At 27.9% G+C, this 12,294-nt stretch carries 14 protein-coding genes and 1 pseudogene; 12 read left to right on the top strand and 3 right to left on the bottom strand.

Annotation, left to right across the window (positions count from 1 at the left end; all coding sequences use genetic code 11):
- The first annotated feature begins 1 nt into the window (after position 1).
- From HGPT_RS10495 to ppsA, 11 genes and pseudogenes are all read left to right on the top strand, one after another.
- Positions 2 to 1,072 (top strand): phosphohexomutase domain-containing protein, encoded by a 1,071-nt coding sequence (locus HGPT_RS10495; protein WP_019138335.1) that lies wholly within the window; start codon positions 2 to 4, stop codon positions 1,070 to 1,072.
- Positions 1,069 to 1,389, top strand: coding sequence for a hypothetical protein (locus HGPT_RS10490; RefSeq protein WP_342626052.1), 321 nt, complete (start codon positions 1,069 to 1,071; stop codon positions 1,387 to 1,389). The genes HGPT_RS10495 and HGPT_RS10490 overlap by 4 nt, the downstream gene beginning before the upstream one ends.
- Positions 1,389 to 1,664: a hypothetical protein gene (locus HGPT_RS10485; RefSeq protein WP_019138334.1), complete on the top strand. Its 276-nt coding sequence runs from the start codon at positions 1,389 to 1,391 to the stop codon at positions 1,662 to 1,664. Before HGPT_RS10490 ends, HGPT_RS10485 begins: the two co-directional genes overlap by 1 nt.
- Before the next feature lie 4 nt (positions 1,665 to 1,668).
- Complete coding sequence (locus HGPT_RS02650) at positions 1,669 to 2,577, top strand: tagatose-6-phosphate kinase (RefSeq protein ID WP_019138333.1); 909 nt, start codon at positions 1,669 to 1,671, stop codon at positions 2,575 to 2,577.
- Between the two features lie 8 nt (positions 2,578 to 2,585).
- Positions 2,586 to 3,137, top strand: a complete 552-nt coding sequence (locus HGPT_RS02645) for an isochorismatase family protein (protein ID WP_019138332.1) — start codon at positions 2,586 to 2,588, stop codon at positions 3,135 to 3,137.
- A gap of 76 nt (positions 3,138 to 3,213) precedes the next feature.
- Positions 3,214 to 4,233: a metallophosphoesterase family protein gene (locus HGPT_RS02640; RefSeq protein WP_019138331.1), complete on the top strand. Its 1,020-nt coding sequence runs from the start codon at positions 3,214 to 3,216 to the stop codon at positions 4,231 to 4,233.
- Entirely contained in the window at positions 4,223 to 4,345 is a 123-nt protein-coding gene (locus tag HGPT_RS09675) for an AAA family ATPase (RefSeq protein WP_020693790.1), read from the top strand. The genes HGPT_RS02640 and HGPT_RS09675 overlap by 11 nt, the downstream gene beginning before the upstream one ends.
- Entirely contained in the window at positions 4,317 to 6,470 is a 2,154-nt protein-coding gene (locus HGPT_RS02635; RefSeq protein ID WP_020693789.1) for an ATP-binding protein, read from the top strand. The genes HGPT_RS09675 and HGPT_RS02635 overlap by 29 nt, the downstream gene beginning before the upstream one ends.
- Before the next feature lie 7 nt (positions 6,471 to 6,477).
- Positions 6,478 to 7,161, top strand: coding sequence for a metallophosphoesterase (locus tag HGPT_RS02630; protein ID WP_019138330.1), 684 nt, complete (start codon positions 6,478 to 6,480; stop codon positions 7,159 to 7,161).
- Positions 7,161 to 7,694 (top strand): class IV adenylate cyclase, encoded by a 534-nt coding sequence (locus HGPT_RS02625; protein WP_019138329.1) that lies wholly within the window; start codon positions 7,161 to 7,163, stop codon positions 7,692 to 7,694. Before HGPT_RS02630 ends, HGPT_RS02625 begins: the two co-directional genes overlap by 1 nt.
- Positions 7,695 to 7,748: 54 nt before the next feature.
- Positions 7,749 to 10,097 (top strand): annotated as a pseudogene (gene ppsA, locus HGPT_RS02620) (phosphoenolpyruvate synthase).
- Positions 10,098 to 10,189: 92 nt separating this feature from the next.
- On the opposite strand, the gene HGPT_RS02615 reads toward ppsA, so the two are convergent.
- The 3 genes from HGPT_RS02615 to HGPT_RS02605 are packed head-to-tail and all read right to left on the bottom strand — an operon-like array spanning position 10,190 to position 11,633.
- Entirely contained in the window at positions 10,190 to 10,492 is a 303-nt protein-coding gene (locus tag HGPT_RS02615; RefSeq protein ID WP_019138326.1) for a hypothetical protein, read from the bottom strand.
- 1 nt (position 10,493) lies between these two features.
- Positions 10,494 to 10,781, bottom strand: a complete 288-nt coding sequence (locus tag HGPT_RS02610; RefSeq protein ID WP_019138325.1) for a cupin domain-containing protein — start codon at positions 10,779 to 10,781, stop codon at positions 10,494 to 10,496.
- Positions 10,782 to 10,820: 39 nt separating this feature from the next.
- The gene (locus tag HGPT_RS02605) at positions 10,821 to 11,633 is read right to left on the bottom strand and encodes a precorrin-2 dehydrogenase/sirohydrochlorin ferrochelatase family protein (protein WP_019138324.1); all 813 of its coding nucleotides are present in this window, start codon (positions 11,631 to 11,633) and stop codon (positions 10,821 to 10,823) included.
- Positions 11,634 to 11,838: 205 nt separating this feature from the next.
- On the opposite strand from HGPT_RS02605, the gene HGPT_RS02600 reads away from it, so the two are divergent.
- Positions 11,839 to 12,294, top strand: a 456-nt coding sequence (locus tag HGPT_RS02600; RefSeq protein ID WP_019138323.1) for an S-layer homology domain-containing protein, incomplete at its 3' end; no start/stop codon positions are given.

Below are 12,294 nucleotides of genomic sequence, written 5' to 3'. Positions count from 1 at the left end.
TATGTATAAAGATATCTATAATGAATGGCTGGAAAGCGAAAATGTTAATGAAAAATTAAAAATAGAACTTGAAAAAATGAAAGACAATGAAGAAGAAATTGAAGATAGTTTTTATAAAAATTTAGAATTTGGGACAGCAGGTCTTCGTGGTATTCTTGGACCAGGCACAAATAGAATGAATTATTTGACTGTTTCTAAGACTGCTCTTGCTCTAGCTAATTTTATAAAAAATCTTGGAGAAGATGCGGCAAATAAGGGTGTAGTTATTGGTCGTGACATAAGACATGAATCCTACGAATTTTCCATTTTAACTGCAAAAATTTTAGCTGAAAATGGAATTAAGGTTTATTTATTTCCAGGAATTTGTCCAACTCCACTTTTAGCTTACTCAATTAGATATTTAAAAACTATTTCAGGAATAATGATTACAGCTTCGCATAATCCAAAAAATTACAATGGTTTTAAACTTTACTGGGAAAAAGGCTCTCAAATTTTAGCAGATATTGCAGATGAAATAGAAAGAAGATCTCAAGAAATTAATATCTTGGATTTTGATTTTAATACATTAAAAAAATTATCTAATTATAAAAATATAAAATTTCTTGGAGAAGGTGTAATTAAGTCTTTCTACAAGGATATTTTAAAAATTTCTTTAACTGATGATATAGATAAGGACATAAAAATTGTGTACACACCTTTGAGCGGTTGTGGAAATAAATACGTAAGAAATATATTAGATATGCGTGGATTTAAAAATGTTTTTGTAGTAGCTGAGCAAGAAAATCCTGATGGAGATTTTAAAAATGTTACAAATCCAAATCCAGAAGATATAAGGGCTTTTGACAAAGCAATCAAACTAGCAAAAAAAGAAGATGCGGATATAATTATTGCAACAGACCCTGATTCTGATAGAGTTGCAGTTCTTGAAATGAATGATGAAGTTTTAAGAATTACAGGAAATCAGATGGGATTTATTTTGGGGAATTTTATTTTAGAAAGAGAAGCTCACAAAAAATTTGATAATCCAGCTATTGTAAAAACAGTTGTTACTGCAGATTTAATAAAAAAATAGCAAAAGATTATGGTGTTGATGTTTTTGAAACACTAACAGGTTTTAAAAATATTTGTAATATGCCTAATATTTGGGATGAAAATCATGAAAAAGACTTTGTCTTTGGCTATGAAGAATCAATTGGCTATGTTATTGGAAATAATATAAGGGATAAAGATGCTGTTGGGACTTCAATGATTATAGCTGAACTAGCTGGATATCTTAAAAAAAGAAATTTAAAATTAAAAGATTATTTAGAAGAAATATATAAAAATATGGTTATTATGAAGAATATCTTGATTCAGTTTACTTTGAAGGTAAAGACGGAAAATCAATAATGAAAAAAATTATGGATAATTTTAGACAAATTGATTCTTTTGAAAAAATAGGAGATTTAATAAGAAAAGAAGATTTTATAAATAACTCAGAAAAACCTCAAGATCTTTTAAAATTCTACTTTGATGAACAGAATTGGTTTGCACTTAGACCTTCAGGGACAGAACCAAAATTAAAAATATATGCCTATGCTGTATCCGATAGTAAAATAGATGCGGAAGAAAGAATTAAATTGATGAAAGAAGAGATTATGGATAAAATCCAAGCAAGTAGGTGAAAAAATGATACTATTTTGTGACTTTAACCCAAAGATTGTAAGAGAATTTAATTTAAAAAGTGATTCTGAGAACATCATAGAAAAATCTCAAATTTATCCTAGCGGACATGGAATTTATATGTCTTTATTCTCAAAAAAAATTGGAGTAGATTCTGAAGTTTTTATGTTGAAGGGGAATAATAGGGGAAAGGAAATTGCTCTTGCCTTGAGTCAGTTAGCTATTGATGTTAATTTTACTAGCTTAAAAGATGAAAATGTCGAAGAAGTTTTAATAAAATCTGAAAATCAGAATACAATTTATAGGACTGAAGACCCAAGGATAACTATGGAAGACAGATCATATATTTTAAATTCCTTCGAAAGGTCTTTATTTAATAAAAAGATTGCTGTAATTCCCCAAATTGATTTAAAGGGTCTTGATGAAAATATTTATGAGAAACTTGTAAAAATATGTTACAAAAACAATATAAAAGTTGCAGTTAATCCAACAAATCTTGAAGAGGTAGAAAATACTAAGCCATATATTTTGATGTTTGATAAAAAGGACATAGAAAAAAATAAAAAAATAAACTACACTGGTGAAGTAATTGAATATAATAAGAAATTTATTGAAGCTGGAACTAAAATAGTTTTTGTAAATAGTAAAAGAGCTACAATAATTTCAACAGAAGATAAAAATTATAGAGCATATATAAACAAGGACAAGCTTGAAAAAAAGATCTTAACTGAAAAATTTGATACAAGTTTATCTCTAGCAGGGCTAGCAATAGCAATAGATAGAGACTATGATTTTATAACTTCAATAAAACTTGCAATCTCATGTGGAGTATGGGAAAATTTTGTTGATAAAGATAAAATTGAAATGAGTGCTATAAAGAAATTAATGAGTAGCGTAGAGGTTGAAGAAATTTAGGAGGAAGAATGAAGAATTTTCACTTAAATAGAGATGATGTTGTTTTTGTATTTGTAGATATTCAGGATAAATTGTTAAAAGCTATGTATAATAGAGATGAAATTATAAAAAACTCTACTGTACTAGCTAATTTAGCAAACATAATTGATGCAGAAGCAATTTATACGGTCCAATATCCTAAGGGTCTTGGTTATACAAATGAAGAAGTAAAAGCTCCATTAAGGGATAAGGAAGAATTTCCTAAACTTACTTTTAATTCCTATGGAGATGAAGATATAAAAAAAGAATTCGAAAGATTAGCTAAGAAACAAGTTGTACTTTGTGGTATGGAAACTCATATTTGTGTTTTTCAAACTGTTAGATCCCTTGTTGAAGCGGGATATGATGTTTTTGTTGCTGAAGATGCATTGGGATCAAGAACTGAAAAAAATTCTAAAAATGGCGTTGAACTTTTAAGAGAAGTGGGAGCTGTTATTTCCAATACTGAAACAATATTATTTGATCTAGCAGGAATAGCTGGAACAGACGAATTTAAGAAAATCCAAAAATTAATAATCTAATATTTATAAAAGAGTTTCCAAATATGGAGACTCTTTTTTTGAGTTTAAACTGTGATATAATTATTTTGGTGATAAGATGAAAATAATTCACACTGGTGATTTGCATTTAAAAAAATTTTATAAGGGAAGTCTTCCACTTGAAATTTCAAATAAGCTGTTGGAAGATGGATGGAGAGCCTTGGGCGAACTTTTTGATTTTTCAAATGAAGTTGACGCAGATATTATTTTGATTGCTGGAGATTTATTCGAAAGAGAATTTTTTAATTTGAAAGATTTGAATAGATTTTTGGACTTAATTAAATGTGTAAGAGCAAAAGTTTTTCTTGCCTTTGGAAATCATGATTATCTTTCAGGAGATAATCTATTTTTAAAAGTAGATTTACCAGATAATTTATATATTTTCAAAAATGAACTAGACTATTTTGAACTTAGTGAACTAAATACAAGAATATACGGTATATCTTATGATAATTATTCTTTTAAAAGAGATTTTAAAGAATTAGATTTAGATGAAAAATTTATAAATATAGGATTATTTCATTCAGATTTGAAAGACGAAAGATATTTGCCTTTAGATATAAAATTCCTTAAAAAATTTAATTATGTGGCACTTGGTCATATTCATAAAAGAGAAAAAGTATTAGAAAACACTTATTATTCAGGATCTTTAATTCCACTATCTTTTAAAGACAAAGGAAAAAGAGGAATCATATTTTTAGATGATAATAAAAAGATTATTGAATTTAAAAGTTTTTCTAAGAGAGAATTTATTAGTTTAGAGATAAAAGTTACTAATGAAATGAGATTTTCTGAAATTTTATCACTAATACAAGAGAAAATTGAAAAGAATAATTTATACAGAATAAATTTATCTGGAAATAATAAGCACTCACTGGATTTAGAAAATTTTTTAAGAGAAAATTTATCTGCTTTCTATTTTGAAATTATAAATAATATTAGTGAAGATGATTCTGAAATTAAGATCAAAGATGAATTTATATTAGATCTTTTAGGGAATTTTTCAAATAGCCAAATAGAAAGTGATGCTAGAGAATTGTCAAAAAAGTATATTTTGGAGCAATATTATGATATTTAAAGAATTAGGACTTTTAAATTTTGCTAAGTTTGAAAATAAAACAATTGAGCTCCACAGAGGAATAAATTTAATTTTTGGTGAAAATGAAACGGGAAAAATCCACTATTGTTAATTTTATAGATGGTATTTTTTATGGATTTAGCAAAGACTCTTTGGCAAGAAAGATAAGAGATGACCTTTTTGAGAAATCAAGACCTTGGGGATCTAATTTATATAAGGGCTATATTATACTTAAAGATGAAGATAAGGAATATAGAATAAGCCGAGATTTTGATAAAGACGAAATTTCTATAGTGAATATTGAAACTGGTGAAGACTTTTCCTTTGACGATAAAAATTATTTAAATTCTAGAATTCCTCAACCTGGCATACTTTTTTTTGATATAAATAGAAAAATTTATAAGTCTTCTTTTTTTATTTCTCAAAGATTAAGCCAAATAGAAAATGAAGCTGGAGAAGAGTTAAAAAATAGAATAGATAATTTTTCTGTTTCGGAAGATGAAAATATTGATTTAAATAAAGTCGTCGACAAAATGAATGATGATCTCTATAAACTGGGAAACAAAAGAAGAAAGACTTCTGAAATTGGAAGAATCACAGAAGAATTAGATAAAATTTCTCTTGAGAAAATAAACTATTTAAGCCTAAAAGATTCTTATAATAAGTCTACTGATGAATATAAAAAAGCAAAGGAAAAGTTAAAGGACTTAGAAGATAAGCTTCGAGGTAGAAAAATTTTCGAATTAGAGAATTTAAGAAAAGAATTAAATGAAATTGAAAATAATAATTCTAATGAAAATAAATACAATTTAACAGATCTTGAAGAAGCTATTGAGTTAAATAAATCTTTGGGAATTTATTCTAGTAAACTTGATGATTTGATATCATTAGAAGGAGAAAAGTTTGAAGTAGACAAAGATTTGGAAAATGATTATAACAGATATAAGGAGATAAACAGGGAACTTTTTGTATTAAATGAAAATAATTTTTCAAAAGAAATAGAAATTATTTCCAGGGATATAAAAAGTCTTAATATAGAGATAATGAAGTATCTCATAAAATTTATTTCAAGCTTTATTATAGCTATTGGAATTATAATTGCATCAATCCATTATAAAAAATATTTTATTTCCATTTTTTCTGTCTTATTTTTTACTTATTCTTATTTTAGGTTTGTAAAATTTAGGGAAAATAAGGACCTATTAGAGAGATTAAATAGAAAGCTCAATGATTTTAAAAAGAAATCAAGAGATAAAACTTTTATAAAAAAAGAGTTTGATAAAGAGATCAAAGATATTCTATTAAAATACAATGCAAAAGATTCAAGAGAGCTTGGAAAAATTTTGGATTTAAAGGTAGAAGAAAACTTAAAAAATAAATCCAAAAATGAGTACAATGACCAGCTTAAAGAAAAAAATTTCTATGAAATAGAAGAAATTAAGAAGAAAATAATTGATTATGAGAGAGAACTTGAAATAATCTTTGAAAAATATAAGGTAAAAAATATAAAAGATTTAAAAGAAGTTTTTCATGATAAAAGAAATAAGAGTGACGATAGATCAAGTGAATACAGATATAGAATAGATGAACTTGAAAAAGAAAGCCTAAGTGGTGAGATTTATAAGAAGAGTTCAATTGAAGAGATATCAAAAGATATTTCTACAACAAAAAGAGAAATTTCTAATCTAGAAGGAAGTCTAAGAACATTAGAAGGTTCATTAGAAAAATTAAGAATTTTGGAAGAGAAAACTTTTGAATTAAATAGAAAACTAAAAGAACTTGATTATAGAAAGAAATTACTGGAGATTTCAATAGAAAAAATTGAAAATTTTATGAAATCCAAAAGAAGAAGTACCCTTCCTATTTTGAAAAATGAAATTTCAAATTATCTAAGCTTAATTACAGACAATAAGTACAGTGAGATATTAATAGATGACAGTTTAGCTATTAGGGTTTATGATAAAAGCATAAGTGATTATATTGATTTGGAAAGTTTAAGTATTGGAACACTAGATCAAATTTATCTTGCTTTTAGATTGGCCGTTTCAAAAATAATAACCGATAAAAAAATTCCGATTGTGCTTGATAGTCATTTTGATTCTTATGACGATGATAGACTTAAAAACACATTGGAAATTTTGCAAGATGAAGAACAAGTTCTAATATTTGCAAGTTCAAATAGAGAAAAAGATATTTTAGATAAAAATAATATGACATATAAATTAATAAAACTTTGAGGTGTTTATGATATTCGCAATTGGAGATCTTCACTTCGATTATACAGAAGAGAAACCCATGAATATTTTTGGTGATAATTGGGAAAATCACGAAGAAAAAATAATTGAAAATTGGAGGGAAGTAGTTAAAGAAGATGATCTTGTTCTATTGCCAGGAGATATTTCTTGGGCCCTTAAACTTGGGACTGCTGCTTTTGATTTAAAAAGGATAGATGAACTCCCAGGAATAAAGATAATTTCCAAGGGTAATCACGATTATTGGTGGTCTTCTTTAAACAAGATGAATAATTTAGATTTTAAGAGCATACATTTTCTTCACAACAATTCTTTCGAATATAAAGACTATTCAATTTGTGGTACAAGAGGCTGGGCATCACGAGATTCCTTTGAATTTTCAGAAGACGATGAAAAAATTTATTTAAGAGAAGTTCAAAGATTAAAAAATTCTTTAGATACATGTGTTAATAAAAAAATAATAGCAATGATACATTATCCACCCTTTAATCAGGATTTGGGAGTAAATGAATTTTCACAAACTCTTGCAGATTACAAGGTAGAAAAGTGCGTATACGGCCATCTTCACGGTAAGGGTCACAAATATTCCTTTGAAGGTGATTTGATGGGCGTTGATTATCATTTTGTAGCAAGTGATTTTTTGAATTTTAAGTTAAAGAAACTTGAGGAGGACTAATGGAAAGAGAAATTGAAGTTAAGCTTCTTGATATTGATATAGAAGATTTTGAAAATAAATTATTAAAACTTGGTGGAGTTTTTATTAAGGAAGAAGATCAGACAAATATTACAGTAAATTCTACTGCTCATAAAATATATAAAAAGAAAGGTTATTTAAGAATTAGGATAACTAAGTCACTTGAAGGTGAGAAAAAATATTTTACATTTAAGGAAAATATTTCTGATTTTAAAGTTAGAGACAATATAGAGCACACAACTGAAATAAGTAGTGAAGAAGATTTAATTAATATTCTAAAGTGTTTGGGATATGATATTTATCACACTGGTTATAAAAATAGAAGAAAATATTCTTATAAGAATTTTATAATTGATATTGATACTTGGGATAAATTTACTTATCCAAAGCCTTATGTTGAAATAGAAGCACAAAGTATGGAAGAGATATATGATCTTGTAGATAAACTTCACGTGGATAGAGAACATGTTTCAACAATGTCAATTGATGAACTTAGAAAATCTTTAAAAAAATAGTGTGACATATATAATAAATGTGTTATAATATTTTTATCAAATAAGGAGGAACTTATGTCTAAGTATAATTATATTAAATGGTTTGATGAAATTGGTAAAAAGGATGTAGGAATAGTTGGAGGAAAGGGTGCAAATCTAGGAGAACTAACTAGTTTTGGTCTACCAGTGCCTCCAGGATTTTGCGTAACAGCAGAAGCTTACACTAAATTTATTAAATACGCAGAATTAGATGAAGTTGTAAAATTTTTAATGGAAGCTGTTGACGTAGAAAATGTTGATGACTTAACTAATGCTTCAAAAGAAATCCAAAAGAAAATCAAGGAAAAAGATTTTGATCCAGAACTTGAGGAAGAAATTTTAAGAGCTTATAGAGAATTTTCTGAAAATATTGGCGTAAAAGATCCTGAAGTTGCAGTAAGATCCTCTGCCACTGCTGAAGATTTACCAGATGCATCATTTGCAGGACAACAAGATACTTACTTACACATTAGTGGTGAAGAAGAATTATTAAATCATATAAGAGATTGTTTCGCATCACTTTGGACATCAAGAGCAATTTATTACAGAGAAAAACAAAATTATGATCACTTTGATGTTGCATTATCAGTTGTAATTCAAAAAATGGTAAATTCTGAAAAATCTGGTGTAATGTTTACTGCAAATCCAATAAATAACAGCCAAGACGAAATGATGATAAATGCATCTTATGGACTTGGTGAAGCTGTTGTATCTGGAATTGTTACTCCTGATGAATATATTATTGATAAAAAACTAAGAAAGTTATAGAAAAAAATAATCGCTGAAAAAGAATACATGGTAATTAAAAACGAAAATGGTGTTGGAACTAGAACTGTAAGTGTAAAAGATATTTTAGGTTCAGATGCAGTTACAGAAGAAGCTCTTTCAGCAAAGGAACTTGATACATTAATCGAAAGAGGACTTAAAGTTGAAAAACTTTATGGCTCTGTTCAAGATACTGAATGGGGTTTTGACACAGATACAAAGGAATTTTATTTCCTACAATCAAGACCAATTACAACACTTGGTGGAAGTGAAGAAAAAGAAGAAAAACTAGTAACAATTTGTAAGGGACTTCCAGCTTCTCCAGGAATTGGTAGAGGTAAGGTTAAACTTATAAAGGATATTTCTGAAATAAACCTTGTTGAAGAAGGCGATGTTCTAGTAACTGCAATGACAAACCCAGACATGGTTCCAGCTATGAGAAAATGTGCTGGTGTTGTAACTGACGAAGGTGGAAGAACTTGCCACGCTGCTATTGTATCTAGAGAATTACAAATACCATGTATAGTTGGGGCTAAAAATGCAACAACATCACTTAAAACTGGTGATACTGTAACAGTTGATGCAGTAAGAGGTATTGTTTACGAAGGTGAAGTTCTTAAAGAAAAAGAAGAAAAGAAAACTGAAAGTCAAGGAAATGTATCAAGTATTGCTAATCTTGACGAACTTAGAAATCTTTTTGCGCCTACAACAGCTACGAAGATTTATATGAATCTTGGTGAGCCAGAACTAATTGAAAAATATAAAAACCTACCAATGGATGGAATAGGTCTTATGAGAACTGAATTCATATTCACAAATATGATTGGTGCTCACCCTATGTATCTTGTAAAAACAGGTCAAGGAGATATGATGATAGAAAAACTTGCTGAAGGTATCTCCAAAGTTGCACAAGCGATTTATCCTAAAAACCTTGTTGTGAGAACAAGTGATTTTAGAACAAATGAATTTAGAGGCTTAAAAGGTGGAGATGAAGTTGAACCAATCGAAGCAAATCCAATGATTGGTTGGAGAGGCGTTTCAAGGTATATTTCTCCTGAATATGAAGAAGGATTTAGACTAGAATGTAGAGCTATAAGAAAAGTAAGAGAAGAGTATGGCCTAACAAATGTAATTGTAATGCTTCCATTTGTTAGAACTCCTGAAGAACTTAAAGTTGTTAAGGGAATTATGGCTGAAGAAGGTCTTGTACAATCTAAAAACTTTAAGATTTGGATTATGGCAGAAGTTCCAGCAGTTGTACTTCAAGCTGAAGAATTTGCAGAATTAGTTGATGGTTTCTCTATTGGATCAAATGACTTAACTCAACTTGTAATGGGTGCAGATAGAGACTCTGGAATCCTAAATAACATGGGATATTTTGATGAAAGAAACGATGCAGTAAAAATTGCTCTAAAGACAATTATTGATGCAGCAAATAAAAAGGGAATAACTTGCTCAATTTGTGGTCAAGGACCAAGTCAATATCCAGAACTTGCTGAATTCTTAGTTGAATGTGGCATTACATCAATGTCAGTTAATCCAGATACTGTTGAATACACAAGAAGATTAGTTGCTAGTGTAGAACAAAAAATTATTCTAAAAAAACTTAGACAAATGTAAAACTTATATTTAAGCACATAAAAAATCTCATGATTAATTTCATGAGATTTTTTTATGAAAAAGTTTTTTAGACTTTCTTCAGTTATTATTTTTTATATTAATTTCTTATAATCGAGAAAATCTGCTCTTAAAGTTTTTGTAAAAGCATATTTCTCAAGTACAATGTTGCAAATATTGTCAATAAAGATAAGTTCTTTATCTATATAAATTTTATAATTTAAATAATCAAAAATATTGTAATCTTTATCTCGTCTTTTTGAAGATCCAAGATAAACTTCTGATTCGGGAAGACCACTAGCACAACATTGTTTACTACTTACTTTATCTATAAAAATGTCTTTTTCAGATTTCTTTTCTAAAAAATCTAAGGCATCTTTTGAAATGTTTATCTTCAAACTACTCACTCTTCTTTATTAATGTAACAAAAAATTCACTCGCTTTTACAGCTTCAATGGAAATATAATTGTCTCCATCGAATTTTAAAACTTTGCCAGGTTTGAAATCTCTGTCTTCAGTATCATTTAAGATTACTTTTATTTCACCTTTAACAATAGTTACTAGAACAGTAAAACCAGGATGGTTGTGATTTTCAATAATTTCTCCTGATTCTAAAACCTTCTTTACAAGAGTAAATTCTTTTTCTTTAAATACTTTTCCGGGCATACTTCCTACATAACCTATCATTTTATACTTCCTTTCTAAAACTAAATGCTGTCAAAACTTTCACTTTTCAAATTTATCTAAATTGTTAAAACTTTCCAAATTTAAATTAGATTTGTCTAAATCATTATCTCTTGACATATCTTTTGCTTCATCCAAATTCTTTTTAATAATTTGATCTTCTTCCATTGTACTTTCTTTTTCAGCTTTAATTTCATCGCCATTTTCAATATGCTTAATTAAATCCTCTGAAGATTTTAAATCTTCAATTTTGTATTCAGGCATCTCTTCTAAGAAAGTAGAAAGATTAATTGTTTCACTTTCATAAAGCCTTCTGATAATTTCATCTATATTTTGAGAATTTTTGCGAACCAATTCAGATCTAATCTCATTTAAAATATTTAATTTTTCAAGATTATATTTTTCTGTAAATTTTTCTAAGTCTTCAAAAATTATGTCAGTTACAGTTGGATTTAATCTGGAACTGTTTAGAGAAAAAGTTAGAGGACCACGTTCAACTGATTTATTTATTGACATTAAAGATTTTGATAGAATATCAAACCTTTGATAAATCATATTTCTTGAGTTTGCTCTTTTTTCTAAGGCTTCATTAATTTCGAAATCTTCAGTTGCTATTAAGACATAATCATAACCCATAAACATAAAATCTTTATCGATTTCATGTTCCTTTATCTTAATTTTACCCTGTGAATCTTCAGCTTTTTGCAAAATATTTTTTGTGAAAGAATCAGCTATCATGTATATTTCAGCTTCAGTATCTATTACAGATTTTAAGGCAGAAAAAGCAAGGTAACCACCGCCGAGAATGAGGATTTTTTTATCTTCAGTGTCAAGGCTCACTGGCAAGTAACGCATATTATCACTCCTTTATAAAATTTTTACATTAATGTATGTAACCTTTAAATTAATTATACCAAATATAAGAGTAAAATATTCAAATTAATCATTTTATTAAAACTTTTCAATGTTAATTTAATAATATTTTAACAATTAAAAACTCAACAGATTTTTATTTGTGTTATAATAAGTAAAAGAAGCTATAAAAAATGGAGGTTTTATTATGAAATCTAATAATTTAAAAAGAGCAGCTGCTCTTGGTCTTGCTACTTTAATGTTAGCTCCAAGTGCAACTTTTGCAAAAGAATTTAAAGATGTAAAAAAGAATAATAAATATTCTTGGGCTTACAATGCAATTGATACATTAAGCGATAAAAATATAATAAGCGGACATCCAGATGGAGAATTTAAACCAGGAGATTCTGTATCACTTGAAGAACTATTGCAACTTATAAAACAAGTTTTAAATCCAAGTGATAAGGAATTAAAAGATGCTAAAGAAAAATATGCAAAGACTGCAAAAGCCAATGGTGTAAAATCTTGGTCTGAAGATGCTGTTTGTCTAGCTCTTGATAGAGGTTACTTAGATGAAAGCGCTCTTAAAAAAGCTTATGAACGAGGATTCTTTAATATTGATTCTAGAGAATATCCAAGTAGAGGAGACATAGCAATTTTCTTT

The organism is Peptoniphilus timonensis JC401 (assembly GCF_000312025.1).
Lineage (GTDB): Bacteria > Bacillota > Clostridia > Tissierellales > Peptoniphilaceae > Peptoniphilus_A > Peptoniphilus_A timonensis.
The sequence above is the reverse complement of the archived record's forward strand: the minus strand, read 5'-3'. Positions and strand labels throughout refer to the sequence as shown.